The sequence below is a fragment of the Parasynechococcus sp. genome (genome assembly GCF_042954325.1).
GTDB lineage: Bacteria > Cyanobacteriota > Cyanobacteriia > PCC-6307 > Cyanobiaceae > Parasynechococcus.
The window spans coordinates 1-26,125 of record NZ_JBGKDS010000053.1; the positions used below are offsets into that span (position 1 = coordinate 1).

Consider the following 26,125-nt stretch of genomic DNA (forward strand, 5'->3'; position numbering starts at 1 on the left):
TCACTGCTTGGAGCTTCTGATACTAATGAATTCCTTTCAGCTGCTGCCATGTCCCAGTCAGCGCGAATCCTGCCTGCTGCAGCTTTAAGAGCTTGGCAATGCGACTGTGCCTGAACTGCTGAACCAATCTGCAGTAGACCAAGAGATACAAAGCAAGCCTTAGCTATTCCAGGCACTGATAATTGATTATCTTTTTTGTATTGTAGTTGTGTCACCCTGTATTTACAACCTGACCCCTCAGAAGAGTGCTAAATAGTGCTCTTAGAGAGCCTGAGAGCCTCTGTAATGGGCTTCTGAGTTGATGGAGGCTATCTACCATTCACTTGTTTAGAGGCGCCTTCTAGAGGTTCCTAGCCTTAAATTTTAAAATAAATTTGTGAAGCCTATTACCGTAGGGTCAGGACGCAGGTCGCCCCGTATGCCCACTTCCTTTTGCCATGTCGGTGCCCAAAGCTTGCGGCGGTTCTGGCTACTGCTTGTCTTTCTTGAGCTTCTCGAAAGCCGCCATCACGTTTGCAGTGGCTACCGATTGAGACTCTCCATAGTCCTGCATCCGCCTAATCAACTATGAATGAAACTAATCAAACAATGCACAGCATTAGAAGGCAGAAGCAACAATTAGCAGACGTGAAGCAGTGAAGCTAATCCGAGAGAGCATGAAGTTACGGGAACAGATGACTGATTGCTCAGGACTGGGCTACAAAGGATCGAAGACTGGGGAGCATTAATTGTTACTTAATAATGGCTTTTCGCCCTACGCCCGCTGGTCCAGAAAATGCTTGCACTATTCCTTCTTCCCCCTCTTCTCCTTGCGTTTTGGACAGGTCTCGGTCTTTCCGTACTCGTAGTGCGGTTTTTTGGTCGAAAGAAGCCGTGGTTTGGTAAGAATAGCCTGGCTTGTTTCTTGGGGATATGTCTTTATGCTTTTGCCTGGATCTTATTGATAGGGTCGATTCCTGTAGGCTCGGTTGGTGCAAACAGCTTGGAAGGATATCCAGCATTGCTTCTAAAAGCTTTAATGCTTGGTCTGACACCTGTAACTGCGCTACCAGCACTTATGGCTTACGGACCCAGCAAGAAATGACTTACCTTCGAACCATGAAATTCATGACCTTCCTCAAGCTCTCTGTTCTTGTCGCTTCTCAGCTGTTCAGCATATTCATGCTCCTTACCGGAATGGTATGGATAGATTTGGGATGTAAGGGTTCCTACGAAATGTGCAAGAACATAGAATTCTTTTGGTTATACGGCGGCGTACTAACGACGATTGTGCTTCACACATACTTGGCATTTAGAGTCGGCACAAGCAGAAGACGCAACGGTCAGTCAAGGCGGAGCTGGGAGCAAAAATAGTGATCGTATGTATCTAAGGGGATTTTGGACCTTCTTTTGTCAGGTCGGTTCCTGCACAAACTCATCCACACTTTGCAGTTTGCTCAGAGAGGACTGCGTCGCAGTCAAGGCTTGCGACCTTGCTCCAGAAGAAAGAAAAGAATACTGATTTTGGCTGAAATTCATACTTTCGAGTGATCGGGTAGACTCTCTTGAATTCAACACTGAAGAGTTAGGCGAGATATTTGTCGACATCACAAAAGTAACTTTTGAGGTCAGAGGTGGCTTTGAAGATTATGGACGTTTAGCGGCTGACGACATTGTTGTTGCACAGGAGCCAATTGCAGCCGTTAAGATCTTAGGAAAATTCGCACACACCACCCCGTCAGCAATGGCGGGGTGTTAGTTGGGCTCGGCGGTGTCATTGATGCCCCACACCGCAGCCACCGTCGTGGTCGCCCTGATTCGCCCCCTATAGGTCACAGACCAGGCAGGGGGTATTAATTTCCTTGCTCGACTGCATTTCAAATGAAAGCTGATGAGATGTCTGAAGCCTTTCGGAGGATCAACAGATTTTGTTGTTGGCTTGGCTAACAGTGGTTTTGAACACCAGATGTGAACACAACATGTCGAGCAGTCTTGATGGCCAATACAAGGTGATTGCTTGCCAACTCAAAGCTCACTGGCTTGCTCCTGGAGTTTGGGGCCAATACGTGTGGGAGATCAAGAACGGACGATTCAAACTTCATAACCATGACGTCTGTCCCTCAGCATATGTAGGCAGCTTTGTGAAACATGCGACTGGCGATGTGGTTGTCCATGATTCCACTGGTTCTATTGAGATGACTCCGGATGGTGGTCCCTTTGCTGGACAAGCGCTAAGAGGCATCTTCCGATGTGATGACTCTGGAGAGATCCTGAGTCTTGTCCTGGCTTTTCCGGGGCATCCACCTGCGACGCAATATTCAGCAAACTCAACTCAGGTGTATGAAACATGGCATCGGCTAGGCACAGCTTTGGGCTCCTTGGAGATGTGAGCTGCAAAAGGTCAGATTGACCCAGGAGAGTGAAACATGTTCAATGATCAGGAAAGCCCAGGGCAAATCATGCCTATCTCCCTTGCGGCTCTCTCTATATCTCTGACACTCTGATCCATTGAGCGAATGCCCATAGCTGCTGCATTTTTGGATTCACTAGACATCTGATCTCCCGCAACATCGTGAGAACACTAAATAGACTCAACGTCAAGCGCTGCACCTTTCTATTTTCAAGCGCATTTTGCCAATGATTATATCTCACTAGATGGAATGATCGAGGTTCCACATTGAGAGAAATCTCGATAGAATTAGGATTACTTCTCAAGGTCATCGCATTCTGCTTCTGTCCTTGTAACCGTCACCGAAGAAGGAGTAGAGCTGCGGCTAGCCACTGATGCCATTGCCATAGTGATGACAAGGATGGTCTTCGCTTCAACAAGAAAGCTGCGCTACTCGCAATGGCGGAGTTTTTTATTGCCAACCCAGATGGGGGAGAAAGCCCACTCCATAAATCACTCGGATGGGGAATGCGCTTTCAAATCAGTCAGCGGAGCATGGGAGCAATGGTCAGACCGTGATGAGAAGGATTGCTGCTGTTGCTGGACTGTTGATTGCAACCCCATCAGCCTTCGCCGATGTGAACCAGGCAAATATGTTCCAAGACCTTGGATACATAAAGGCAACCTGCATATACAACCATTTCAACAAAGTCGACAAAAAGACAGCAAGAATGATGTTGAAGACTGTTTACGAGAACCACAAAAGCAATCAGGAGCAAGTCACCCTTATGTTTCAGCAGTCGTTAGATACTTATCCAGACTGCCTAACTCTATTCCCGGAAGAGGTCAAGCCAAGAATGCAAACAAAGGCCACCAAGATTCCCTGCCAATTCAATGATGGAAAGTGGATTAAAGTGGAGAGCATTGACAACGCCAAGACATTTACATTGACTTGGGATGATGGCCCGAAGATGACTTATCGATGGGTTGGCAGCAACGCCGATAGATGGAATATCACTGACACGCTTGGTGGTAAGTGGAATTACTACGACTACAGAACTAAAGGCGGATTCACGCTGACGCATCTGGACAACGGAAACAAGATCAAATGCCTGGGCACTACGAGATGAAGTTGCAGAAGGGTGATGTAGTGCGGTTGGCGCAGAGCGTGACGCAAGCTGAATTTGGCTTGGCGTTATGTGATGACGATGGGGCTGGATTAGAGATTGATGGAGTGGTGGGTCAAGTTGAACCGCACATGGTGAATGTGCGCATTCGGCGGTTTGTTCGTCACAGCAAGTTTTTTGGTCCACAGGAGGGCGCTGTTAGCCGCTGGGTGAGGCGCCATGAAGTGTTGGAGGTGATTGAAGGTGAACCGCACTTATGGCCAAATGCAGCTGGGCTTAAGGCTGTGAGTGATGAGCGAGAGGGGAAGGTGAAACGTCAGCCTCAGCCAGTGTTTTGGACTATTGGCGTTGACGAGATCCCTTCAGACTGAACAGCGGGGAACACTCAAGCAACAAAAACCCCGCCTTGCGAGCGGGGCTAAGTGTGAATCAATCCAGCTGAGTGAGTAATAAAAACACCCGCCATTTCTGGTGGAGTGGAGAGCTAGAAAATTTACATGGTCAAAGTATTTTCGCCACAGCTGGAATCCTTCTGAGCTGACCAGCCAGTCTAAACGAAATTAATATTGAAAATAATGCTGAGATCATTGCAATCAGCCATGGGTTAATGCCGATAAAGCCAACTGCCATCAAAACAACCACTAGAACCAACGAATGGATAACATACGCCCCATAGCTGTTAATTCCAGCGGTTGCCATCCATTTCCCAAAGCGATCTTCATTTCTTCGAAACCACAAGAACAGATAAGAAAGAATTCCCCACGCGACAAAGGAATGAAGGAATTTACCAAGAAAGATAAGTCTTGCTGGATTGCCTAACAAGTCGGCATTGAACGAGAACGCCATAGTAAGTCCGAATAGGCTCAGAAGAAGGAACAAGGAGAATCGGAGCCACTGCATGAACAAATGAGAATTGAGCCGCTCAAACCAGTTATGAAATGATGCTTTGCATCCCAGAAAGAACAAAAATGCATACGTAAAGATATGCATGCCTTGTGCGCCCAGACCATTTAAGCGTGAGCGAAATAACGTACTCCAAAGTTCAGATTGCATTGTCATTACCACTTCAAGAAACCCTAGAACCACGGCACTGATCAGCCACGAACGCATCCTTGGCGTGGGAATAGAAGTATCGACTTCATATCGATCTCCTCGAAGCCAAACCCAAGCGCAGTAAAGCAAATCAAATGCAAAAAGAACAACTAAGAGCCACAAAACTATTACGGAATTAAATGGTGGGTGGCTTAAGGGAATTGCTGCCAAAGGGCTGCCCGGGGATTGCCTGCCAAGCAAAATTGAGCTGTTGTTTATCAAAAAGACCCCACATACGAAAGGGATGCCAAGTCGCTTTAAGCGCCCTTGCAGGTATTGCCAAGCTCCCTTCTTATGCACTGATCTTGGAACAAAATATCCGGAGATCAAAAACATCATCGGCATGATGAATGAGTTAATTGCATAGTTGTACCAGAGGAAAAATCCTTTGAAGAATGGGCCAACAGATTCCTCAACCGGTATACGTACTCCAATCCAACTAATATCTCCAAATGCCATTGGAACATGAAGCGCAATAACTAAAGCGACGATGACCGCCTTGATCTGATCCAAATAAAGCGAACGCTTTAGAGGCATCGATAATTGAAAAACTCACAAACCTAGTTTCAGCAGAAATGGCAAAGCTGTGCTCCCCCATATGGGTGACACCTGCCTGAGAATTCAGTGAGCTTCAAGGATTAAATGGTGTTTATGGATACTTCTCAAATGCAACTGCATCTTTTTATCTGAATCTCTCAAAAGGACTAGAGGCGCACCCCCAGGTGCCAACACCTCAGTCTGTCCTATTTTTCCACCGTTAGGAACGAGTACGGCCAGTCCAGCAGTAACTCCTCCACCTCTGTTGCCCCAAGCTCTTGCATCCTTTCGGAAAGCAAACCTTTGAAGGCATCAGGGTCATTGGCGCGTAGGGGAGCAACCAGTTCACCCATCAGGAACAGAGCAATGCGGGTGTCTTGAAGCATGGGTCAGAGGTGACTGCCTTAAGTGTTCCCCGATCGTCACCAGAATCTGCGACATGCCCCACAAGGACCGGCCCGCTTGCTCACCGCCAAATTGTTTCGTGACGAAACTGCAGTATTGGTAGAACTGCTCAGGAGTTATCAATGAACCCCTTACGGCTTGTACTGATCGCTGCTGTTGCTAGCTCTTGCTTGGTTTCCGTGTCTGCCGCACGTCCCATCATTGGATTTCATGGAACATGCACTTTTAATGGCGTTTCAGAGGCGTGTTTCGTACGTGAAAGCACCAGCGAAATTGAAGTGACATACGCCTCTGACAACAAGCGAGTCATCTATGTGAAGCCTGGCGGTGGGGATGTCTCAGTTGTCAGCGATGGCATGGTTTTTCCCGCTACGTGGCAGGTTGATCGAAATAGGGATTTGTCCATCTTTCGCACCAAAAACGGTGTTACTGAGATCCCCCATCGCAGGCCCTCAAAGGCACGCTGACTCGCCATCGTGTTCGGATGCCAAACAAGGAGCAAGACAACAACGGCCACACCGAATCAAGGGAGCTGAACACACCATCGGCGTTTCAGGGTCACGCCCCGCTGCCTTCAGCATCGTTCGCACCAAAGCCAATCCATTGGCCTCCCGTTGGTTCATCTTCCCGGCCAGAACCAGCGGACACCCAGCAGCTTTGAAGTCCCCAGCCATTGATCCCCGATCACTGCCCGTTGCGTTGAACACCGCGTCATCAGCCACCACCTTGCGCCTGCTGCTGGCCCACCTGACCTGGAACAGCAAGCGACTTCTGGGGGCGATGGCTGGATCATATGGACGTGGAGTTGGCCACCACCCGGCTGGATGCCCATGGGGATGCCCACAGACCCCTCAACACTAAATAAGGGATCCCTTGAGATCCCTTGCCCTGGAATGTTTGAGGGGGCCTTCCAGCCCCCATGGGTCAATTGGGTGATAAGGCTGACCTCACCCCATCTCCCTTAATGGGTCAGGCAGCAACAGGGGCTGCTTGACGGGAGAAACGAACGATGTTGTTCGCAGTTACGTGTTTGCTCTCCGAGCAGGCTTCAGTCACCCTCCTCATGCCCCGTCGAAACCATTGCAGCCCCCTAGGAAAGGGAGGAATGGAGCTGAGCGGAATCGAACCGCTGTCCGAAACACTGGTGTGGATCACCTAGTCCGGAAAAAACCGGACGCTGTCATTCTGACAGCAATGGTCGCCTGGAGCACAACCGCCCGTGAGGCGTGAGAACCGACTCTCCGCTGTCGCTGTCCTTCCGCAAGGCCTGGAAGACGCTGGCTGCGAGGAACTCAGGGCGCTGGGGGCCCATGGCGTCAGTGCGCTGCGCCGTGCCGCCGCCTTCCAAGCCGACATGGCCTGCCTGTACCGGCTGCACCTGCAGGCTCGCCTGCCGTTTCGCCTCCTGCGCGAAATGGCGCACTTCCGCTGCGGCGGACGCGACGATCTCTACGACGGCATCCGCGGAGCCATGGATTGGGAGCGCTGGCTGCATCCCTCGATGAGCTTCCGCGTGGACGTGACCGGCACCGCACCGGGCCTGAACCACAGCCATTACTCAGCGCTCCAGGTCAAAAATGCCCTGGTCGATCAACAGCGCGAGCTCTGGGGTGACCGCTCCTCGATCGATCTGGAGAACCCCGACCTCTCCCTGCACATCCATCTCAGCCGGGACGGTGCAACCCTCAGCCTCGATGGCAGCGGCAGCAGCTTGCACCGACGCGGCTATCGGGCCGCCATGGGTGCAGCCCCCCTGAAGGAGAACCTGGCGGCTGGGCTGATTCAGCTGACCGGTTGGGACGCGAGCGGCCCGTTGGTGGATCCCTGCTGCGGCTCCGGAATCCTGTTGATCGAAGCCGTCCTCGCCGCCCTGCAACAGGCCCCCGGCCTGGACCGCAGTTTTGCCCTCGAGGGCTGGGCCGATTTCAACCCGGATCTATGGCACGAGGAGTGCAGCCGAGCCCGCAACCGCCGCCGCGGCGATCTCAGCCTGCCAGCGGTGATCGGAATCGAACAGGATCCCGCCATCGCAGACCAGGCCAGAGACAACGTTGCCGCGGCCGGACTGCAGGGCGTGATTGAGATCCGTGAGGGACGCTTTGAAGACCAGTCACTCCCGGAGGGCCCTGGCGTGCTGGTCTGCAATCCCCCCTACGGAGAACGGCTTGGCGCGATGGACGATCTCGACAGCTTCTACAGCGCGTTGGGCGCCTTTGCCCGGCGGGAAGCCTCCGGCTGGCAGCTGTGGTTGCTCAGCGGGAATCCCAAGCTGACCGGCGCCCTGCGGCTGAAGGCCTCCCGGAGAATTCCGGTGAGCAATGGCGGCATCGACTGCCGCTGGCTCCACTACGCCCTCCGCTGAAACCGGTTGGACCATCCCTGAGCCACCACCGCCCCATTGACGGTGAGATCCCCGGATGAAGACACCATGGTGGTGAACAGGCCAGCCGGGCGCAGCTGGGTCAAGTTGCGGGCCCAGGTGGCATAAATCTCCGCATGAATCGCCCTGGCCAGTGGTTCAGGAGCACTGAAGTACTTCAATCGAACTTGCTTTGCTCGCTGTTTGCGGCGGGCCAATTGCACAGAATTCTCTGAAAAATCACAGACCACCGTGTTGATCAAAATGCGCCGAAAACGTCTGAAGAAGGCACGCTTCAGGTAAGCCTTCAGCATCAGATCGTTGTCCCGCACATCCTGGAGAGCCTCCAGCGAGCGTTTGCCCAACTTGCCGTCTGGACCAGCCATCTCCAGTGCTCGCTTCTTCAGAGGACGGGGCCAGTAGGAGGGGTCAATCCCACGCAGGATTTGATACAAATCCAGATGCATCAAGACATTGGCCGGAAGATTCGATTCGCGGTTGAGTCGCTTGAGGTGACTGGCCTGAAACAACGATTGTCGATGGAGCGCAAGGCTGTAGTCGTCGTACTCCTCGAACGACGGATCCTTGTTGGTGCTCTCAAACAGCGGCTGCTCCTCAGCACCAAACAGAGGCAGGCCCTGCTGATAAGCCGCCCGCAGGATTGTTGATTTACCGGACCCAGAGGATCCGGCCACGATGAACAACGTGTTCAGATCCGACGCACTCAAATCCGCCCCAGGACGGCGCGCAGCGTTTTGACCAGCCCCTGCATCGTCTGCGGCAGGAAGGGTCCCTTCAGCACCTGACCTCCAACGCGCAGGGAGAGTCCGGCAAACACCAGGTTGACCACCGCCAACACCAGCAGGGCATGGACCCAGAGCAAGCTCCAGGTCTGCTGCAGCCACAGCAGGGCAGCCCCCTCCGCCGCCAGCAGGGCCAGGAACATCGCCGTGCCACCGATGGCCAGGAACAGACCACCGCTGATGAGCCGGCGTTTTTCACGATCCACCTCCTGCAGCGCAATCCGCACGTGCAGATCCATCACCGAGGCGGCGAGGGCCGTCATCCGAGCCGCGGCCCTGAGGCCGCGGGGTTGTTGCTGATCAGCCATCAGGAGCGACGCCCACCGTTGAGCATCGCCCCGAGCAGCACACCCACCCCCAGTGCCACACCCACCGCCAGCAACGGCCGCTGACGCACGGGTTTCTCGATGCGCGGCCGCAGGGTGCTGTTCAACTCATCCAGCAACTGCTCCAGCTGTTCTTCAAGTGGATCGAGGCTTTCGCCGAGGTGACGACCACGATCACCAGCGGTATGCATCAACTCCTCCAGCTGCTCCCGAACCCCCTGGGGCGTGAGACCGGTGTTCTGTTCAATCAGGCGGACCAGTTCATCGACACTGCCCCGGGTGGCCTCCAGGGTGTGCTGAGCCAGCTCGGGCCAACGCTTCTGAATCGTGGGCAGCAGGCTTTCGAAGCGATCACGGAAGTGATGCTCGAAGCTGCCATTGGGCTGCGGCGATGACGCATCCATGGAACGCCGTTGGCGGTAAAGCTCCCTGAGGTTAGGAAGAGTGCACGATCCGGGAAACGTGATGCCCCGCTATTCCCTTCTGCGCCACACCGATGCACCGGACGATCCAAGCGGATGCCATATCGATTTATTGCTGGAAGATGGCCCGGCCTGCCGCACCTGGCGGCTGCCGGAACTGCCCCGCCTGAACGGACCGGCGCAAGACGCCATTCCCCTACCCGCCCATCGCTTGGTGTGGCTCGAACCCCGCAGTGCCGCAGTGTCCGGGAACCGAGGCTGGGCCGAGCGCATCGGCGCTGGGCTGTACCGCGGAGACCTACCGGAGCAGCAGGATGCCGATGTCGCCGTGGAGCTGAGCGATGGCCCCCTGGCCGGACAGCTCCGCATCGCCGCAGGGCTCTGCGCGTTAACGAGCCCTTGAGCTTTCCGCGAGCTTCGCTAGTTTCGACTTGCTGACAGCCCCAGTTCCTGTTGGTCCACATCAATCAGGTCGGGCTGGCGCAGTTCAAGTCGTTCGGTGGAGCGATGACGATCCCTCTTGAAGAGGGGTTCACCGTGGTCACCGGGCCCAACGGCTCCGGCAAGAGCAACATCCTTGATGGGGTTCTCTTCTGTCTGGGTCTGGCCACCAGCCGTGGCATGCGCGCTGATCGCCTGCCGGACCTGGTCAACAGCGGGATTCTCAAGGCCGGCAAAGCGGCCGAAACCACCGTCAGCGTTCGCTTCGATCTCAGCGACTGGCAACCCGATGCCGCTGAAGACGGACTGGAAGCACCGGACGAGGGGCCGTGGATCAAAACGGGGCAAACCGAATGGACGGTGACCCGACGGCTGCGGGTGATGCCCGGCGGGTCCTACAGCTCCAGCTACAGCGCCGACGGCATCCCCTGCAACCTTCAGCAACTGCAGACCCAGTTGCGCCGCCTCCGCATTGATCCGGAAGGCAGCAACGTGGTGATGCAGGGCGATGTGACCCGCATCGTGTCGATGAGCAACCGCGACCGACGCGGACTGATCGATGAACTCGCCGGTGTGGCGTTATTCGACACCCGAATCGAACAGAGCCGCCGCAAGCTGGATGACGTCCAGGAGCGGCAGGAACGTTGCCGGATCATCGAGCAGGAATTGCTGGCCAGCCGCCAAAGACTGGAGAAGGACTGCGCCAAGGCCCGTCAGTACCAGGAGCTGCGAGGTCGCCTGCAACTGGGCCGGCAACAGGAAATGGTGCTGGCGTTCGACGCTGCCCAGGTCGCCCTTGCGAGCCTGGCGACGCGGCAGCAGGAGCTTGACGCCAAGCAGCAACGCGACGCCACTGCCGTGGCAAGCGCCGAGCAGACCCTGGCCACCGCCAACAAAGGCCTGCAGGAGCTCCAGGAGCAGGTGAAGGCCCTGGGGGAAGACCAGCTGCTTGCCGTGCAAGCCGAACTGGCCGGACTGGACACCCAGGGCCGTGAACTGGAGCGGCAGTCGATCCAGCACCAGGACGAAGCCCAGAAACTCCAGGACACCCGCAACGCCCTGGCCGGTCGCCGCCAGGAGCTGCAACAACAGGGCCGTGATCTCGAACACGACCCCCATGGGGCCGGCCTGGAGGCAGCGGAATCCGATTGCCGGGATGCCGAAGCCGCCGTGGAGATGTCCCGCCGACGGCTGGCGGATGTGGCCGGCCGCTCCGGCGCCTGGATGGACGAACAGAAGCGGCGCAGCGAGCGGCGCCAGCACCTGCAGAGCAGCATCGACCCCCTGCAGCAGGAGCAGCAGCAACGCCAGGAACGACTGCGCCAGGACGGCGAACGTCTCGAAGAACTCAGGGGTGAACTGGCCCGCGATGGCCAGGAGGAAACCGACGTCCAGCAGAAACTGCAGCAGCTGGACGAGGAATGGCAGACGCTGCTGCAGGGGCTGACCAACGGCAAGCAGGCGGTGCAACAGGCCGCCGAATCCCTGGCGATCCAACAGCGCACCCGCACCCGCCTCGAGCAGGAACAAACCCGTCTGGAGCGGGAGATCGCCCGGCTGGAAAGCCGACGTGATGCCCTGCAGGAAAGCCGTGGCACCGGTGCCCTGCGCCTGCTGCTGGAGGCGGGGCTGGATGGGATCCATGGGCCGGTGGCCCAACTTGGCGAAGTGGACGACCAGCACCGCCTTGCCCTGGAGGTGGCAGCCGGAGCACGGCTGGGCCAGGTCGTTGTCGATGACGACCGCATTGCCGCCCGGGCCATTGAACTGCTGAAAAGCCGCCGGGCCGGCCGACTCACCTTCCTGCCGCTGAACAAGATCCGGGCACCGGGCGGCGGCTACAACGGGGGCAGCGGCGGTGCCGCCATGGCCCGTGGAGCCCGTCCGGGTGGCCCCGGCGACAGCGGCGGACTGGTGGGTCGGGCAGTGGAGCTCATCCGCTTCGAGCCCGTTTACGACGTGGTCTTCGCCTACGTCTTTGGAGACACGCTGGTCTTCCGGGATCTCGGCAGCGCCCGCCAGCAACTCGGACGCTCCCGGGCGGTCACCCTTGATGGGGAGCTGCTCGAGAAGAGCGGTGCGATGACCGGTGGCAGCTTTTCCCAGCGCAGCGGTGGGCTGAGCTTCGGGCGCAGCAACGACAGCGACGAAGCCGAACCGCTGCGGCGACGCCTGCTGGAACTGGGTGAAAGCCTGGCAGCCTCCCGCCGGGAGGAGAACCGACTGATCGAAGCGCTCGAACAGCAAAAGCCCGCTTTGCGGCAGCTCGAGCAACGCCAGGCCGGCCTGGTGGCCGAGCGCAATGCCGCCCACCGCAACCATGGCCCCCTGATCGAACGCAACCGCGAACGCAGCGAGCGGCTCGAGCAGCTGGGCCAGGCCCAGCAGGAACATCAGCAACGCCTCGAGGCCATCGCCGCGGCCCTGGCCCCGCTGCGGGAGGAGCAACAGCAACTGGATGCGGCAGAACGCTCCAGCAGCAACGGCGATGAATCCACGGCCTGGACGCAACTGCAGCAGGCCCTGGAAGCCGCGGACCAGCGCCTGGAAGCCAGCCGCCGCTCACGCGATGAACTGCTCAATGCCCAGCGCGAACGCCGCCTGGCCCTCGAGCGGCTCGGCGATCAGCAGCAGACCCTCAGCAACGACGAAGCCCGGCTGCAGGAGGCCGTGCAGGCCCTGGCCACGGCCCATGGCGCCTGGCGACAGCAGCAACAGGAGCTGAAGGAGCAGCGGGAACGGTTGACCAAGCAGCAGCAGGAGCTGCAGGAAAGCTTTGGCGAACAACGCCGTGCCCGCGATGCCGCCGAAGCCGAGGTGGGGCGCCAGCGCCAGGCCCTGCAGCAGGCGCAGTTCAACCTCGAACGACTCAAGGAGGAACGGCTGGCCCTGATCGAGGAGCAGCGCAATGGCGCCGTGCGGCTGAAGGAAATGGAGCAAGCCCTTCCCGATCCCCGCCCGGAGATTTCCGATGCGATCCGGGAGGCGGGCCTGGAGGCGCTGCAGATCGAGTTGCAGGCGATCCAACGCCGGATGGAAGCCCTGGAGCCGGTGAACATGCTCGCGCTGGAGGAACTCGAAGCGCTCGAACAACGGCTGGGCGAATTGAACGAACGCCTCGACGTCCTCAGCCAGGAACGCGAGGAACTGCTGTTGAGGATCGAGACCGTGGCCACCCTGCGCCAGGAGGCCTTCATGGAGGCCTTCTCAGCGGTTGACGGTCATTTCCGCGAGATCTTCGCCAGCCTCTCCGAGGGCGACGGTCATCTGCAGCTGGAAAATCCCGATGACCCCCTGGAGGGTGGCCTGACCCTGGTGGCGCACCCGAAGGGCAAAGCCGTGCGGCGGCTGGCGGCGATGTCCGGTGGTGAAAAGTCGTTGACGGCCTTGAGCTTCCTGTTTGCCCTGCAACGCTTCCGTCCCTCGCCCTTTTATGCCCTCGATGAGGTGGATAGCTTCCTCGATGGAGTCAATGTCGAACGGCTGGCAGCGTTGATCGCCCGTCAGGCCGAACAGGCCCAGTTCCTTGTGGTCAGCCACCGTCGCCCGATGATCGGGGCATCGCAACGCACGATCGGTGTCACCCAGGCCCGCGGCGCCCACACCCAGGTGGTCGGACTCCCGGATGCCGCCTGACCTGGCACAGCAGATCCACTACGCCACAATGTCTCGAAGTCCATGGCCGAGGGCCCGCGCTTGACCCCGACCCCATCCCAAAACGACGCCCTCACCACCGGCGTGCCCAGTGACCGCCTCTGGCTGCGCTCCGAGCTGATGGGCACCCAGGTGATCACCCGCGACAGCGGACGACGGCTCGGTGTGGTGGGCGAGGTCATCGTTGACATTGACCGTCGCGAAGTGGTGGCCCTCGGCCTGCGCGACAACCCTCTGACCCGTTTCCTGCCGGGCCTGCCGCGCTGGATGCCGCTGGATCGCATCCGTCAGGTCGGCGACGTGATCCTGGTCGATTCCGCAGATTCCCTCAGCGAAAACTTCGATCCGGAGCGCTACAGCCGGGTGATCAACTGCCAGGTGATCACCGAATCCGGCAGTCAGCTGGGTCGGGTGCTCGGCTTTGCCTTTGATATCGAAACCGGAGAGCTCACCACCCTGGTGATGGGGGCCCTCGGCGTGCCCCTGCTGGGGGAAGGTGTGCTGTCGACGTGGGAGATGCCGGTCGAAGAAATCGTCAGCAGCGGCCCGGACCGCATCATTGTGTACGAGGGTGCCGAAGACAAACTCAAGCAGCTCAGCAGTGGTGTGCTGGAAAAACTGGGGGTCGGCGGCCCCAGCTGGGAAGAGCAGGAGCGGGAGCGCTATCGGGTCAACCTGGTTCCGGTGGAGAACCAACTGAGTTCCGGCCAGGCGGTGGAGCAGGAGCAACGCAGCCTGCAGGCCGCAACCAGCGAACGCTTCGACGTCGAAGAGAACCTCGACTATGTGGAGATTGACGAGCAGCGCCGGGAGCCGCAGGTGCAGCGCCGCTATCTCGATGAACAGTCCCTTGACCCCTACGACGACCGTTACGACAACCGTCGGGATGAGCCGCGCTACCGCGACGAACGCCTCGAGGATCGCTATCAAGAGGACCGTTACCAAGACGAGCGGCGGGGGCCAGCGCCGGCGGCGCGGCGACCGGTGCAACAACCCGGAGCTCCGCTGGACGTGGAACCGGTGCGACGCCCCAGCCGCCAAGACGATCCAGGCCCCAGTCGCGATGACCAGGACCTGGATGATCCCTGGTGATCAGCTGGCTTTGAACGACAGCGACGCACTGTTCACGCAGTAGCGCTGTCCGGTGGGAGCGGGACCATCACCAAAGACATGGCCGAGGTGAGCGTCACATTGGGCGCAGTTGATTTCAGTGCGTACCATGCCGTGGCTGACGTCCTGCTTGGTGGTGATGGCGTCGGAACTCACGCCGTCCCAGAAGCTGGGCCAACCGGTCCCGGAATCGAACTTGGTGTCCGAGCTGAACAGGGGGGCATCACAGCAAACGCAGTGGTACATCCCAGTGGCCTTGTTGTTCCAGTAGGCCCCGGTGAAGGCGCGCTCCGTGCCTCCACAACGGGCAACCTGAAATTGCTCAGGGGTCAGGGACTGCTTCCACTCCTCGGCCGTGCGTTGGATGGACTCGGAGCTGCTCATGGAGAAAGGAACGATCTCGGCTCAGCACGCTAAGCAGATCCCAGGGCCCGGGGGAGCTGCTGGCGCACTTCATCGGCCAGGGCCGCCACCGCTCCGGGCTGTCCCCGCAGGGCACGCAGCTCCTCCCGCTGGGCGGCGAGACGCTCCGGCGCCTCCAGCCACATGTTGGCTTCGCTGGCGATGTCGTCCGGGGTGATCGCCCCCACGCGTTCGGGGACCACCCGGCGTCCGGCACTGATGTTGGGCCAGGCCATCAGACCGTTGTTGCGCAAACGCCAGACGGTCAGCAGCACGCCGATGATGCGGCGAAATCCCGGCAGACGGGCCAGCAACCCAAAACCGCCGTCCCAGGCCTGCATCACCTCCAGGTGTTGGGTGGGAACCACCACGATCATCGGCACGGCAAGGGCACCGAGTTCGGCTGTGTTGGCACCAACCGTGGTCAGGGCCAGCGTGCATTGGCTCAGGGGGCCATGGGCCGGATGACGCTGGAGTAAACGAATGCGGGTGCCGGCCGCTGTGACCAGCTCCTCACCGTCCACCCCCTCAACCGCTGTGCGATAGCAGCGGGCGATCGGGTTCTCAGGTCCGGAGTAGTGGAGCAACTCAGCCACGCTGGTGGTCGGGGCCACCGGCAACAGAAAGCGAACTCCAGGACGACGGCGGGCCAGGCGATCGGCCGTCTCGAGGAAAAAAGGCATTCCCACACTGAGCTTGGCCCGCTTGGATCCCGGCAGCAAGGCAATCCATTCGCCGTCGGGCAACGGGTCGTCATGGCTGGCAAAGGACGACAGATCCGCCATCAGATCGCCCACCACCCGGCAGCGCTCGCGATACCGCCGCGGCAGCTGATCCCGCACCGCCTCCGACATGGCGGCAATTCGGTCATTCCATTGCGGCCAACGGGCGACCCATTCGGCGTAGGTGACATGGCGATACCCGAGGCGCGCCGAAAGCAGCACCGTCCAGAACTGATCACCACCCAGGAAGACGACCACACCACGACGGGGCCAGACGCCATATCGCCGGGGCTGGATCAATAACCTCCAGAACTGAGCCGCCGGAACAATGCGGTCGAACTGATGCCAGGGCCGCGCCGCACCATGCTCATGGCCCGTGGCATTGGGGCAAGGCACGAGCACCAGCTCCAGGCTGGACGGCGCATCGGGGACCCTGGGACGCAGCGGCAACATCGCGTGCAGACGCTCGGCCAGGGGACGCACCCAAGTCGTCAACTCGCCCGGACCATTCGCCACCAGAACGATGGCAACTCCAGACGGCGACGCGATTGTTGCCACAGAAAAAAAAGTGCGGATGGCGAGACTTGAACTCGCAAGGCCGAAGCCACACGCCCCTCAAACGTGCGTGTCTACCAATTCCACCACATCCGCGTGGTTGATTCAGCCCCGCGGGCGTCCTCAGGAAGATCATACCGGGCAGGGGGTCCCCCTTCTTCAAGCCGGTTGTCGCTGATACGATCCGGCCTCTGCCTGGACGCGCGGATGCCCATCGGCAAAGTGCTGATCGCCAACCGCGGCGAAATCGCCCTACGAATTCTGCGCAGCTGCCGTGAGCTCGGAATCGCCACGGTGGCCGTTTACAGCACAGTTGATAAAGACGCCCTGCATGTGCAGCTAGCTGACGAAGCCGTCTGTGTGGGGGAAGCCATCAGCGGCAAGAGCTATCTGAACGTCCACAACATCCTGGCGGCCGCGACCTCCCGGGGTGTGGACGCCATCCACCCGGGCTACGGCTTCTTAGCCGAAAACGACAAGTTCGCTGAGATCTGCAAAGACCACGGAATCACCTTCATCGGTCCATCGCCCCACGCGATCCGATCGATGGGCGACAAGTCCACGGCCAAAACGACGATGCAGTCGGTGGGCGTTCCCTGCGTTCCCGGCAGTGAAGGTCTGCTCGCCAACCCGGCGGAAGCCGCGAAGCTCGCCGAACAGATGGGCTATCCGGTGATGATCAAGGCCACAGCGGGCGGCGGTGGCCGTGGCATGCGCCTGGTTCCAGGGCCCGATCAACTCACTTCATTGTTTAAGGCCGCCCAGGGCGAAGCGGAAGCCGCCTTTGGCAACCCGGGCCTGTACATGGAGAAATTCATCGACCGGCCCCGCCACGTCGAAGTGCAGGTGCTGGCCGATCGCCACGGCAACGTGGTTCACCTTGGTGAACGGGACTGCTCGATCCAGCGCCGCCACCAGAAGCTGCTGGAAGAAGCCCCCAGCCCGGCCCTGGATCCCGAGCTGCGTCAGCGCATGGGGGATGCCGCCGTCGCTGCGGCCCGCAGCATCAACTACGAAGGCGCCGGCACCGTGGAATTCCTGCTGGATCGCGACGGTGGGTTCTATTTCATGGAGATGAACACCCGCATCCAGGTGGAGCACCCGGTGACCGAAATGGTCACGGGGATCGACCTGATCGCCGAACAACTGCGCATCGCCGGTGGTGAGCCGATCAGCGTCCGCCAGGAAGACATTCAGCTCCGCGGCCACGCGATCGAATGCCGGATCAATGCGGAAGACGCCCGGCACAACTTCCGCCCGGCCCCCGGCCGGATCACCGGCTGGCTTCCGCCCGGTGGCCCTGGCGTCCGGGTCGACAGCCATGTGTACACCGGCTACGACATCCCCCCCTTCTACGACTCACTGATCGGCAAGTTGATCGTGTGGGGCACCGACCGCGAACATGCCATGGCACGCATGAAGCGCGCCCTCAACGAATGCGCCGTCACCGGCATCCCAACAACGGTGGACTTCCATCTTGAGATGCTGAACCGCCCGGAATTCATCCGCGGGGACGTGCATACCAAATTTGTCGAGCAGGACATGCTGCCCTGATCAGGCCAACGACTGGGCCCGCATCAGCACCAACGACAGCAGGCCCTGCTGACCGACCAACAGTTCACGCACCAGGCTGATCAGGCCGACCCAGATCACCGGAGTCACATCCACCCCTCCGATCGGAGCGACGACTTTTCGGGTGAGCGAGAGCAACGGCTCCGTGGGAACGGCCACCACACGCCAGAGCCCTTGGCTCAGATCAATCTGCGGATACCAGGTCAGGACGATGCGCAGCAGAAACGTCAGGGTCCAGGCCGCCAGCAGCAAACCAAGCGCCAGGTGCAGGATCGGCAGGACCTGGATCAGCAGTGGCGTCACAAAGCTCAAAGCATTCGTCGCGACATCGTAGAAAGCTGATGTGAATCCCTAGGATCAACCAGGCTTTGACGTGAGTGCACCACCGCCATGACTTCCTCCCTCTCCAATTTTCTGAGCAGCCTCGTTTGGGGAGCACTGATCGTTGTCGTGCCCGCCACCATCGCGTTAGTCCTGATCAGCCAGACCGATCAGGTGGACCGCAAGCTCTGATCACCTCGAAGCCGACCTGGCGCCGCTCGTAAACTAAAGGTCACGAGGAGGCGCTTCTTTGGTTAACGCCAGTCTGAATTGGGCCAGCATCGTCGGCATCGTGCTGGCAGTGGGTGGCGCCCTGCTGTATTTCATGCGGTCGTTCAAGCCAGCCCTGGCTCGCGACTACGACGTCTTTTTTGCGGCCATCGGCCTGCTCTGTGGAGGAATTCTTTTCTTCCAGGGTTGGCGATTGGACCCGATTCTCCAGTTCGGTCAGTTCCTGCTGGCGGGCACCACCGTGTTCTTCGCCTACGAAAGTGTGCGCCTGCGCGGCGTCGCGACGGAACAAGCCCGACGGTCCGCCTATTTCGACGACGAACCGGCCCCGGCACCCCGGGGCCCCGGTGGTGATCTCCGCGGCGGCTGGGATGACGGCTACGACCGCTTCGATGAGCCACAACCGCTGCGGCGGCGTTTCGGCGGCCGTGATGCCGAGATGGACGACCGTCCGGAGGACGACTTTTACCGCCCCCGGCGCAGCAGTCGTGCTGCCATCCCCGAACAGGCCGCCAGTCGACGGCCCCGCCCCGAGTCGGACTGGGACCAGCCCGATGAAAGCTCCCGTCGCATGGCCCGGTTCCGGGCCGGTGAACAGCGCAATGAGCAGCGACCCGATTTCGGCGAGCGGCGTCAGCAACGGGAAGAACAGCGCCGGGGTAGCCGCCCCGCCCCAAGCTCCAGCCGCTTCAGCGACAACGCTGACGACACCCGAAGCAGCGGACAGCAGGGCATCCCCAAAGGCAGTCCGATGCGCTCGGGAGCTGAGGATGCGGCCTACAGCAGTGCACCCCCTGCCCGTCCCGGGTCACCGCGGCCAGGATCATCCCGGCCGACGTCGTCCCGGCCGCCGGCGGCAGACGGGACTGCCCCAGGCGCTCCAGAGCAACCCGGCCCGTCCACCCGTCCAAGCTCAGGATCCGGCAGCAGCCGTCCGGCTCCACGCAGTTCACGCCCCCGGGATAACAGTTCCCGTTTCGACGACTGACGCCACTCCTTCGCCCGCTGCTGATCAGCCTGTTGGCACTTGGGCTGGCTGGCTGTATCGCCCCGAGGGCCCAGCGGGCTGATGGTGCCCTGGGCGATCGCAACCAGCAGGATCCTGCCTTGAGCGGCAGTGGTCGCCTGCTCGCGGTGATCACCGAGCTGCGCGGACGCCCAACCGTCCAACTGCGCGACCTCAGCACCGGCTCGATCCTGGCCTTACCGCAGCTGAAACGGCATCAACCCCATAGCTCACCGTCGCTCAGCTGGAACGGGCGTTACCTCGCCTTGATCAGCCAACGGGGGCAACGGCGCCTGGCGGTGATCGCTGACCGCCTGACCGGTCGAATCCATCAGCTGCCGCTGCCGGGAGGCCGTGATCCCATTCGTCTGAGCCTCTCCCCCGATGCCAGCCAACTGGCCCTGCAGGTGGCCAGCCAGGGGCAGTGGCGGGTGGAACTGCTGGACCTCTCCGATCTGCTGGAGGCGGATCGCCCGGCGGGGCTCAACCCATGACGCCAATCCCGCCGCTCCACCGGTCCCATGCCCTGGCCTCGCTGCTGGCGCTGGGACTGCTCACGCCACTGATGGGCTGCGGTGGCCCCAGGGCGCTTCCGATCAATGATCTCAATGCCGTCCTGCGTCAAACCGCCGACGCCCGACGGGAACCCGCCATGGGCGTGCGCTGGCTGGCCAGCCTGAACCGCAGACAGGGCCGCGAACGGGTGGACCTGATTGATCTCAACAGCCGACGCCCGGTGCCCGTCCCAGGACTCAACCGGGGCGACGCCCTGCCGATCAGCGTGAGTGTCAGCGCCGACGGGCGCCGGTTGGCGGTGGTCCGCCAGCGTGCCAACCGCACGGAACTCGTTCTGTACCGGCGGAACAGTGAAACAGTCCAGACCCTGCCCATCGATCCACCGGGAGTTCCCAGGGCCGTCAGCCTGGATGCCCAGGGCCGTCAGCTGGCCGTCCAGATCAGCCGCAACGGGCGTTGGGACGTGGACCTGATCCGCTTGCCTTGATCACTCAAGGCACAAGCCCAGCCCAGCGCAGAAAGGTCTCGCCGCTGAGGGCCTCAATCAACAGCACGGCGACGAAGCCGAGCATCGCGAAGCGACCATTCACCCGCTCGGCGTAGCCGCTCCAGCCAAAGGCAGGAACATCCGTCGTTGTGGCCGATGGAGTGGAGGTTTCGTTGGCGTTCTCGCTGGGAGATGTCATCCGGCCGGATCAGGATCGCCCGAAGTCATAGCTGGTCGCCGGCATCACTCGCCAGCTGCCGTCACCATTGACTTCCAGAACGGTGTCATGGAATGCCGTGAGAGTGGGGCGGTGGCCGATGCTGATCACAGCCAGATCCCGCTGGCGCAGCAGTTGGTAGAGGTGGTCTTCCGTGGCCACATCCAGAGCGCTCGTGGCTTCATCCAGAACGACAAAGCGGGGTGCATTCAGCAACAGTCGGCCAAAAGCCAGACGCTGCTGTTCACCCAAGGAGAGAATCCGCGGCCAGTCCTGTTTGACGTCTAAATCCGGATAGCGCTCCACCAGGGTGCTGAGGTTGACTTCCTCCAGCACGTGCCGCAATTGGTCGTCGCTGAACTTGCTCTCATCGGTGGGGTAGCAGAGCTGCTCTCGCAGGGAGCCCAACAACATGTAGGGCTTCTGAGGAATGAACAGCAGATCACCGGTGTCCGGACGCTTCACCTCACCGCTGCTGGGGGCCCAAAGACCGCTGATCATCCGCAGCAACGACGTCTTGCCACAGCCTGAGGGTCCCACCACCAGCAGGCGTTCCGACTCAGAAATGCTCAAGCTGAGGTCCCGCAGGATGGGCTTATTGGCTCCAGGCGGGGTCAGATCGGCATGACGCACAACGATGGAATTCGCCCCTGAACCTCGATCGGGCGAGGCCTGACGGCTGACGTGCTCAACCTGGCTTTGAAACCCTTCCAGGCGGGTGATCCCCGCCGTGAACTGAGCGAGATCATCGATGCGATTGACCACAAACAGCAGCGATCCCTCAACCATGTTGAACGCGAAGCCGGCTTGAACAAAGCGGCCGTAATCAATGTCACCGGCGAAGTAGGGACCGGCCATGACCAGATAGGGGAAGAAGACGCCGGCGTAACCGACGGAACGCTGCATCGCACTGATGATCACTTGCCAGATGATCAACAGGTTGAAATTGCGCACCACTGAGCCAAGGCGGCGGGTGGTCTCCTGACGCTCCGGCTCCTCCCCGGAATAGAAGGCAATCGACTCAGCGTTATTACGGATATGGACCAAGCCGTAACGGAAGTCAGCCTCGTAACGCAATTGGTCGTAGTTGATCCGCACCAAGCGACGACCCGCCACCACCAGCACTGTCGTGGCCACCACCGCGTAAGCAAACAAGGCGTAGGTGAGGGTTTGACTAATACTCCAAAGGATCAGAATATTGAGCGAGAATGTCAGTAAGGCATCAAAAATACCAAGGGTGAACTGGAGACTTTGGGCCGTAAAAGAACGGGTGTCGTCGGTGATCCGCTGATCAGGATTGTCGAGTTCGGTGTCTTGCTCATCGTTCGGATTGAGAACGTAATACGCACGGTTGCGCAGGTAATCACCGATCAAACTGCGCGATAACCAATCCCGCCAAACCAGCCCAAGCTTCAACGTGAAGAAGATCTGGGCGGTGCGAATCGGTAAAGCAACGACAAAACAGCAGGCATAAATAATCAGGATGCGGAAGAACCCGTCCTCCTGTTTCGACACCAGCGCATTGGTGAGATCGCGCGCGATGAAACCGATGCCGGCATTGATGCCATTCACCGTGAGCAGCATCAGCACGATGATCCCGAGCATCAGCCAATGCAGCCAGCGGCGATGGCGCAGCTGCTGGCGCATCGCCACGAACGAGGCCACACCCAACAGGAACAGTCCCGTAAAGGCCGCCCCCCACCAACCGGACCAGATCCTGTCGATCGTGGAGGCGATCCCCCCGAAATATTTTTCAGTCAGCGCAGGAACCAGCTGCTCCAGAAGGCTGATCCCGCCGGTCAGCGCGATCAGCACCAAACCACCGACGCAGAACAGCAGAGCGATCAGCAGCCCAGTGAACTGCCAGCCCGAGGACTGATCGAGCGGCAAAAAGAAAGGTTGAGCCAGGTTGCGCAGCTTGGTGAGCTGCCGGCTCAGACCCGAAGAGGGTCCTGAAGCGGTTGCGGTCATGCGCGCATTCTGACCAGCGGAACCTCAGCCGGGGGGCCAGGCCAGCGGACGACCGCCAATTACGTGAACATGGAGGTGAAAGACGGTCTGGCCGGCACCGGCACCGCTGTTAATCACCGTGCGCCAGTCGTCCAGACCTTCCTGTTTGGCCACCTTCGCCACCACCACCAGCAGGTGCCCCAGCAGCGCTTCATCGGCCTCAACCGCCGACCGCAGGCTTTCGATCGGCTGACGCGGAATCACCAGCACATGCACCGGCGCCTGGGGGGCCACATCGCGAAAGGCCAGACAGCGCTCATCGCTGTACACCTCATCACAGGGGATCTCCCCGCGGAGGATCTTGCCGAAGATCGTGTCGTTGGCCATGGACTCCATCAGAGGGGGTGTACAGCCGACGAGATGTGACGGCCGGGGCATCAAACCACTGCGCCACTCGTCCATCAAATGCTGGCACGCTGTCTCAGTGCAACGCTGCAAGGCCTCGACGCCCACCCGGTCACCGTGGAGGTGGATCTCGCCCCGGGACTGCCCGGCGTGCAGCTGGTGGGATTGCCGGACAAGGCGATTCAGGAATCGCGGGAGCGGGTGCGTTCAGCCCTGCGCAACAGCGGCTTCCGCGGGCCCTTGGTGCGGGTGGTGGTCAACCTGGCACCGGCGGATCAGCGCAAGGAAGGGCCGGCGTTTGATCTCCCCATTGCCTTGGCCCTGCTGGCGGCCAGCGGTCAGCTGGACCGCCCCAACCTGGAGGGCCTTTGGTGCGCCGGTGAACTGGGCCTCGATGGCAGCCTGCGGCCCATTCGCGGCACGATTGCCATCGCCGCCTGTGCCGCTGCCCACAACGCCGTTGCCCTGGTGATCCCGGAGGGCAATGCCCTAGAAGCCGCCCTGATTCCAGCCCTGGACGTGCGCCCGGCCAAGGACCTCAGCAGCCTGGTGCAACAGCTGCAGAAGCGACGCCCGTGGTGCCCCACGACGGGCTCCCAGACCCCAGCCAGCCCACTGGCCACTGCAGCGCCAGCCCAACCCCAGCCAACGGACAACCCGATGCCGTTGCAGGGCCAAGGTGCACGGGCGCTGGCGATTGCCTCCGCCGGCGCCCACCATCTCTTGCTGGTCGGCCCCCCAGGCTGCGGCAAAACCCGACTCGCCCGCCAGTTGGCGGACCTGCTCCCGCCGATGGACGACGAGGAAGCCTTGACCGTGACCCGGATTCGCTCGGTCGCCGGTCTGATCCAGGGCCCATCGGCCTTGCAACGCCAACGCCCCTTCCGCGCCCCCCATCACAGCTGCTCACCAGCGGCACTGCTGGGCGGCGGCCTACGGCCGAGGCCGGGGGAACTGACTCTGGCCCACAACGGAGTGCTCTTTCTCGATGAACTCGCTGAATTTCCCCGGCAGCTTCTCGATCGACTGCGACAACCGCTGGAAGACGGCGTGATTCGACTCCGACGCAGCGGCGGCAACAGTGACTATCCCTGTGCGATCACGCTGGTCGGAGCCACCAATCCCTGCCCCTGCGGCTGGCTGGGCGATCCGGAGCATGACTGCCGTTGCAGCCCAAGCCAACGCCGGCGGTACTGGCAACGGCTCTCGGGGCCACTGCTCGATCGCCTGGACTTGAAACTGCGCCTCGACCGCCCCTCGATCACAGCGATGCGCCACTGCCTGGAGCCGAGCCCGAACCCTCCACAACCGGACCCATGGCTGAATCCAGCCGTGATCGCCGCGGCCCGCCAACGGATGCAACGGCGCAACCCCGCTCAATGCAGCAACAGCAGCCTCGAAGCCAAGGAGCTCGGAGAGGTCGGGGCCATCGAGTCCGGAGCGATGCAGCTCTGGGAGGAGGTGGTGCGCCGCCGCGGACTCACCACCAGAAGCGGACTCCAGCTGCTACGGATCAGCCGAACCATTGCCGATCTCCACGACCAAGCCAGGGTTGACGAGGATGCCGTCGCCGAAGCCTGCTGCTTCCGCTGCGACGACCTGCTGCGGGACGATCACTCAGCGGCGGGGGCTGGCTCAGCGGCTGGCTCAGCGGCGGGGGCAGTGGCGCCGTCGCGATAGATGTAGATGTGGCCCAGGGTTTTGGTGCCGTAGGCACGTCGCTTCAGGCTCCAGCCTGGCTCAAAGCTGAGTTGGAGGAAGCCACTGCTGGCCCCACCGGCCCGGGCCACCACGAAGGTCGGCTGCGCTGGATTACGGGTGGGCGTCGCCAGCAACTCCATGTCGGTGCCGGTGTTCACCACCGTGAGCCGGTAACGGGTGCCGAGGTCATCTCCACCGATCCTGAGCGAATAGCCGTTGCCATCGATGTAGCGGTTGCAGATCCCGCTGAAATCAAAGGTCGACAGCAGCGGATCGACGACGGCGGGGGACGCGCCGCTCACCGCAAAGCAGGGGCGCTTGTTGGAGCGTTGCTCGTAGATGTTCAGCTGCGAGCGGGCACCGCTGCCGATCGGGGCGGACACCAGCACGAAATTGGACTCGTCGACCGGGACTGCATTGAACAACGACCCCTGGGCATGGGCCGTTGAAAGGCTGGCCAACACACCGGACAAAAGAAGTCCGGTGGCAGCAGGCAGATGTCGTGCAATCACGGCCAAGGGCTGATCTGGTCGGATCGTAAAAGTCCTTGGCCGGGGAAGCTGCCCCGATCAGGCCGGTTTGTTCAACCGAATGGCTACCAAAAGTGTCCCGACCGTCGCCGGTGCGGCCAGGGCCAGGATCCAACTGGTGAGTTTCACACCGAGGTCAGGGTCGCCATAGGCGAGTTCAAACACGCAACCGGTGCTCGCGATACCGAAGACACAGGCAAGGGCCAGGAACAATCCGGCCAGGGGTTTCATCGGCATGGAATCAGGCGACGCTCTGAACGTCTTGGGGCTGGAACCCATGATCCTTGAGTTCCTTCTGAAGGCCAGCCTCATCGGTGACACGGTCCACGAACAGGACTCCATTGAGGTGATCCATTTCGTGCTGGATGCAGCGGGCCATCAGACCATCCGCTTTCATTTTTTTCGGACGGCCCATCTCATCGCGATAGCTGACTTCAATGGCCGTCGGGCGCACCACATCGAGATAGACCCCAGGAATACTGAGGCAGCCTTCCTCGTAGGTCTCGAGCCCGGCACTCGCTGAGGTGATTTCCGGGTTGATCAGGACCAGAGGAGGGGCGTCGGGATTCTCAAGATCGAGATCGATCACCAGCAGTTGCAGGTTGACGCCCACCTGAGGGGCCGCCAGACCGATGCCCTTGGCGGTGTACATGCTGCGCAGCATGTTGCGAGCCAGCTCCCGCACCTCATCATTGACCTTGCCGATGCGGCGTGCGCTCTGGCGAAGCTCATCGGCGCCAAGGGTGCGGATCTCCAGCGGGGGGGTCTCGAGGGGCTCCTTCGGCACCAACATGGTGTCTCGAGCTTTGTCAGCCGCTCGTGCCAACTGGGCAAAGCTTCCTGCCAAGACCGCCTCCGCATTGATT

Annotated in this window: 27 protein-coding genes and 1 tRNA gene; 12 read left to right on the plus strand and 16 right to left on the minus strand. The window is 60.3% G+C overall.

What is annotated here, in order from left to right:
- A partial coding sequence (locus ACGVKB_RS07580; RefSeq protein WP_392350737.1) for a hypothetical protein occupies positions 1-215 on the minus strand: 215 nt, incomplete at its 3' end.
- Positions 216-2,889: 2,674 nt separating this feature from the next.
- Between ACGVKB_RS07580 and ACGVKB_RS07585 the strand changes: the two genes are divergently transcribed.
- Both ACGVKB_RS07585 and ACGVKB_RS07590 read left to right on the plus strand, forming a co-directional pair.
- Positions 2,890-3,498: a hypothetical protein gene (locus ACGVKB_RS07585; protein WP_392350739.1), complete on the plus strand. Its 609-nt coding sequence runs from the start codon at positions 2,890-2,892 to the stop codon at positions 3,496-3,498.
- Positions 3,495-3,866, plus strand: coding sequence for a hypothetical protein (locus tag ACGVKB_RS07590; RefSeq protein WP_392350741.1), 372 nt, complete (start codon positions 3,495-3,497; stop codon positions 3,864-3,866). Before ACGVKB_RS07585 ends, ACGVKB_RS07590 begins: the two co-directional genes overlap by 4 nt.
- A 130-nt stretch (positions 3,867-3,996) precedes the next feature.
- On the opposite strand, the gene ACGVKB_RS07595 is transcribed toward ACGVKB_RS07590, so the two are convergent.
- Positions 3,997-5,124 carry an acyltransferase family protein gene (locus ACGVKB_RS07595; protein WP_392350743.1) on the minus strand — a complete coding sequence of 376 codons (1,128 nt, stop codon included), beginning with the start codon at positions 5,122-5,124 and terminating at the stop codon, positions 3,997-3,999.
- Positions 5,125-5,330: 206 nt separating this feature from the next.
- Entirely contained in the window at positions 5,331-5,510 is a 180-nt protein-coding gene (locus tag ACGVKB_RS07600; RefSeq protein WP_392350745.1) for a hypothetical protein, read from the minus strand.
- 1,238 nt (positions 5,511-6,748) lie between these two features.
- Between ACGVKB_RS07600 and ACGVKB_RS07605 the strand changes: the two genes are divergently transcribed.
- The gene (locus ACGVKB_RS07605) at positions 6,749-7,891 is read left to right on the plus strand and encodes a class I SAM-dependent RNA methyltransferase (protein WP_392350747.1); all 1,143 of its coding nucleotides are present in this window, start codon (positions 6,749-6,751) and stop codon (positions 7,889-7,891) included.
- Here the strand turns inward: ACGVKB_RS07605 and ACGVKB_RS07610 are convergent.
- From ACGVKB_RS07610 to ACGVKB_RS07620, 3 genes are read right to left on the minus strand one after another with little or no spacing between them, the layout of a single operon-like run.
- Complete coding sequence (locus ACGVKB_RS07610; RefSeq protein ID WP_392350749.1) at positions 7,876-8,616, minus strand: hypothetical protein; 741 nt, start codon at positions 8,614-8,616, stop codon at positions 7,876-7,878. The two genes, ACGVKB_RS07605 and ACGVKB_RS07610, sit on opposite strands and share 16 nt — an antisense overlap.
- On the minus strand, positions 8,613-8,999 hold the full coding sequence (locus ACGVKB_RS07615; protein WP_392350751.1) for a phage holin family protein: 387 nt from the start codon (positions 8,997-8,999) through the stop codon (positions 8,613-8,615). Before ACGVKB_RS07615 ends, ACGVKB_RS07610 begins: the two co-directional genes overlap by 4 nt.
- Positions 8,999-9,421: a YqjD family protein gene (locus ACGVKB_RS07620; RefSeq protein ID WP_392350753.1), complete on the minus strand. Its 423-nt coding sequence runs from the start codon at positions 9,419-9,421 to the stop codon at positions 8,999-9,001. The genes ACGVKB_RS07615 and ACGVKB_RS07620 overlap by 1 nt, the downstream gene beginning before the upstream one ends.
- A gap of 61 nt (positions 9,422-9,482) precedes the next feature.
- Between ACGVKB_RS07620 and ACGVKB_RS07625 the strand changes: the two genes are divergently transcribed.
- The 3 genes from ACGVKB_RS07625 to ACGVKB_RS07635 are packed head-to-tail and all read left to right on the plus strand — an operon-like array spanning position 9,483 to position 14,626.
- Positions 9,483-9,842 (plus strand): hypothetical protein, encoded by a 360-nt coding sequence (locus ACGVKB_RS07625; protein ID WP_392350810.1) that lies wholly within the window; start codon positions 9,483-9,485, stop codon positions 9,840-9,842.
- A gap of 50 nt (positions 9,843-9,892) precedes the next feature.
- Positions 9,893-13,516 (plus strand): chromosome segregation protein SMC, encoded by a 3,624-nt coding sequence (gene smc / locus ACGVKB_RS07630; protein WP_392350755.1) that lies wholly within the window; start codon positions 9,893-9,895, stop codon positions 13,514-13,516.
- A gap of 60 nt (positions 13,517-13,576) precedes the next feature.
- Positions 13,577-14,626 (plus strand): PRC-barrel domain-containing protein, encoded by a 1,050-nt coding sequence (locus ACGVKB_RS07635; RefSeq protein WP_392350812.1) that lies wholly within the window; start codon positions 13,577-13,579, stop codon positions 14,624-14,626.
- Here ACGVKB_RS07635 and msrB read toward each other — a convergent pair whose 3' ends face one another.
- From msrB to ACGVKB_RS07650, 3 genes are all read right to left on the minus strand, one after another.
- Complete coding sequence (gene msrB, locus ACGVKB_RS07640) at positions 14,627-15,028, minus strand: peptide-methionine (R)-S-oxide reductase MsrB (RefSeq protein ID WP_392350757.1); 402 nt, start codon at positions 15,026-15,028, stop codon at positions 14,627-14,629.
- 29 nt (positions 15,029-15,057) lie between these two features.
- Positions 15,058-16,284, minus strand: a complete 1,227-nt coding sequence (locus ACGVKB_RS07645; protein WP_392350759.1) for a glycosyl transferase — start codon at positions 16,282-16,284, stop codon at positions 15,058-15,060.
- Between the two features lie 53 nt (positions 16,285-16,337).
- A tRNA-Leu gene (locus ACGVKB_RS07650) sits at positions 16,338-16,419 on the minus strand.
- Between the two features lie 111 nt (positions 16,420-16,530).
- On the opposite strand from ACGVKB_RS07650, the gene accC reads away from it, so the two are divergent.
- Positions 16,531-17,877, plus strand: a complete 1,347-nt coding sequence (accC, locus tag ACGVKB_RS07655) for an acetyl-CoA carboxylase biotin carboxylase subunit (RefSeq protein ID WP_392350761.1) — start codon at positions 16,531-16,533, stop codon at positions 17,875-17,877.
- Here accC and ACGVKB_RS07660 read toward each other — a convergent pair whose 3' ends face one another.
- Complete coding sequence (locus ACGVKB_RS07660; RefSeq protein ID WP_392350763.1) at positions 17,878-18,198, minus strand: YggT family protein; 321 nt, start codon at positions 18,196-18,198, stop codon at positions 17,878-17,880. It lies immediately after the preceding gene.
- A gap of 87 nt (positions 18,199-18,285) precedes the next feature.
- Here ACGVKB_RS07660 and psbX point away from each other — a divergent pair, with 87 nt between their 5' ends.
- The 4 genes from psbX to ACGVKB_RS07680 are packed head-to-tail and all read left to right on the plus strand — an operon-like array spanning position 18,286 to position 20,456.
- Positions 18,286-18,408, plus strand: coding sequence for a photosystem II reaction center protein PsbX (gene psbX / locus ACGVKB_RS07665; RefSeq protein ID WP_392350765.1), 123 nt, complete (start codon positions 18,286-18,288; stop codon positions 18,406-18,408).
- 58 nt (positions 18,409-18,466) lie between these two features.
- Positions 18,467-19,435 carry a Ycf66 family protein gene (locus tag ACGVKB_RS07670; RefSeq protein ID WP_392350767.1) on the plus strand — a complete coding sequence of 323 codons (969 nt, stop codon included), beginning with the start codon at positions 18,467-18,469 and terminating at the stop codon, positions 19,433-19,435.
- Between the two features lie 29 nt (positions 19,436-19,464).
- The gene (locus ACGVKB_RS07675; protein WP_392350814.1) at positions 19,465-19,947 is read left to right on the plus strand and encodes a hypothetical protein; all 483 of its coding nucleotides are present in this window, start codon (positions 19,465-19,467) and stop codon (positions 19,945-19,947) included.
- Positions 19,944-20,456, plus strand: coding sequence for a TolB family protein (locus tag ACGVKB_RS07680; RefSeq protein WP_392350768.1), 513 nt, complete (start codon positions 19,944-19,946; stop codon positions 20,454-20,456). Before ACGVKB_RS07675 ends, ACGVKB_RS07680 begins: the two co-directional genes overlap by 4 nt.
- A gap of 4 nt (positions 20,457-20,460) precedes the next feature.
- Here ACGVKB_RS07680 and ACGVKB_RS07685 read toward each other — a convergent pair whose 3' ends face one another.
- From ACGVKB_RS07685 to ACGVKB_RS07695, 3 genes are read right to left on the minus strand one after another with little or no spacing between them, the layout of a single operon-like run.
- Positions 20,461-20,655: a chlorophyll a/b-binding protein gene (locus ACGVKB_RS07685; RefSeq protein WP_392350770.1), complete on the minus strand. Its 195-nt coding sequence runs from the start codon at positions 20,653-20,655 to the stop codon at positions 20,461-20,463.
- A gap of 9 nt (positions 20,656-20,664) precedes the next feature.
- A complete protein-coding gene (locus tag ACGVKB_RS07690) occupies positions 20,665-22,644 on the minus strand; it encodes an ABC transporter ATP-binding protein/permease (RefSeq protein WP_392350772.1) in 1,980 nt (659 codons plus the stop codon).
- A 24-nt stretch (positions 22,645-22,668) separates the two neighbouring features.
- A complete protein-coding gene (locus ACGVKB_RS07695) occupies positions 22,669-23,010 on the minus strand; it encodes a histidine triad nucleotide-binding protein (protein WP_392350816.1) in 342 nt (113 codons plus the stop codon).
- 78 nt (positions 23,011-23,088) lie between these two features.
- On the opposite strand from ACGVKB_RS07695, the gene ACGVKB_RS07700 reads away from it, so the two are divergent.
- On the plus strand, positions 23,089-24,708 hold the full coding sequence (locus ACGVKB_RS07700) for a YifB family Mg chelatase-like AAA ATPase (protein ID WP_392350774.1): 1,620 nt from the start codon (positions 23,089-23,091) through the stop codon (positions 24,706-24,708).
- Here the strand turns inward: ACGVKB_RS07700 and ACGVKB_RS07705 are convergent.
- The 3 genes from ACGVKB_RS07705 to def are packed head-to-tail and all read right to left on the minus strand — an operon-like array spanning position 24,642 to position 26,106.
- Entirely contained in the window at positions 24,642-25,247 is a 606-nt protein-coding gene (locus ACGVKB_RS07705) for a DUF3747 domain-containing protein (protein ID WP_392350776.1), read from the minus strand. The two genes, ACGVKB_RS07700 and ACGVKB_RS07705, sit on opposite strands and share 67 nt — an antisense overlap.
- A 51-nt stretch (positions 25,248-25,298) precedes the next feature.
- Entirely contained in the window at positions 25,299-25,496 is a 198-nt protein-coding gene (locus ACGVKB_RS07710; RefSeq protein ID WP_392350778.1) for a hypothetical protein, read from the minus strand.
- 4 nt (positions 25,497-25,500) lie between these two features.
- Positions 25,501-26,106 (minus strand): peptide deformylase, encoded by a 606-nt coding sequence (gene def, locus ACGVKB_RS07715; protein WP_392350780.1) that lies wholly within the window; start codon positions 26,104-26,106, stop codon positions 25,501-25,503.
- Between the last annotated feature and the right edge of the window lie 19 nt (positions 26,107-26,125).

What these genes read in the sequence shown, in the direction of transcription:
- ACGVKB_RS07585 (WP_392350739.1), top strand. Translation starts at nt 2,890, where the DNA reads ATGGGGAATGCGCTTTCAAATCAGTCAGCGGAGCATGGGAGCAATGGT.
- ACGVKB_RS07590 (WP_392350741.1), top strand. Translation starts at nt 3,495, where the DNA reads ATGAAGTTGCAGAAGGGTGATGTAGTGCGGTTGGCGCAGAGCGTGACG.
- ACGVKB_RS07595 (WP_392350743.1), bottom strand. Translation starts at nt 5,124, where the DNA reads ATGCCTCTAAAGCGTTCGCTTTATTTGGATCAGATCAAGGCGGTCATC.
- ACGVKB_RS07600 (WP_392350745.1), bottom strand. Translation starts at nt 5,510, where the DNA reads ATGCTTCAAGACACCCGCATTGCTCTGTTCCTGATGGGTGAACTGGTT.
- ACGVKB_RS07615 (WP_392350751.1), bottom strand. Translation starts at nt 8,999, where the DNA reads ATGGCTGATCAGCAACAACCCCGCGGCCTCAGGGCCGCGGCTCGGATG.
- ACGVKB_RS07620 (WP_392350753.1), bottom strand. Translation starts at nt 9,421, where the DNA reads ATGGATGCGTCATCGCCGCAGCCCAATGGCAGCTTCGAGCATCACTTC.
- ACGVKB_RS07625 (WP_392350810.1), top strand. Translation starts at nt 9,483, where the DNA reads ATGCCCCGCTATTCCCTTCTGCGCCACACCGATGCACCGGACGATCCA.
- msrB (WP_392350757.1), bottom strand. Translation starts at nt 15,028, where the DNA reads ATGAGCAGCTCCGAGTCCATCCAACGCACGGCCGAGGAGTGGAAGCAG.
- accC (WP_392350761.1), top strand. Translation starts at nt 16,531, where the DNA reads ATGCCCATCGGCAAAGTGCTGATCGCCAACCGCGGCGAAATCGCCCTA.
- psbX (WP_392350765.1), top strand. Translation starts at nt 18,286, where the DNA reads ATGACTTCCTCCCTCTCCAATTTTCTGAGCAGCCTCGTTTGGGGAGCA.
- ACGVKB_RS07680 (WP_392350768.1), top strand. Translation starts at nt 19,944, where the DNA reads ATGACGCCAATCCCGCCGCTCCACCGGTCCCATGCCCTGGCCTCGCTG.
- ACGVKB_RS07685 (WP_392350770.1), bottom strand. Translation starts at nt 20,655, where the DNA reads ATGACATCTCCCAGCGAGAACGCCAACGAAACCTCCACTCCATCGGCC.
- ACGVKB_RS07690 (WP_392350772.1), bottom strand. Translation starts at nt 22,644, where the DNA reads ATGACCGCAACCGCTTCAGGACCCTCTTCGGGTCTGAGCCGGCAGCTC.
- ACGVKB_RS07695 (WP_392350816.1), bottom strand. Translation starts at nt 23,010, where the DNA reads ATGGCCAACGACACGATCTTCGGCAAGATCCTCCGCGGGGAGATCCCC.
- ACGVKB_RS07700 (WP_392350774.1), top strand. Translation starts at nt 23,089, where the DNA reads ATGCTGGCACGCTGTCTCAGTGCAACGCTGCAAGGCCTCGACGCCCAC.
- ACGVKB_RS07710 (WP_392350778.1), bottom strand. Translation starts at nt 25,496, where the DNA reads ATGCCGATGAAACCCCTGGCCGGATTGTTCCTGGCCCTTGCCTGTGTC.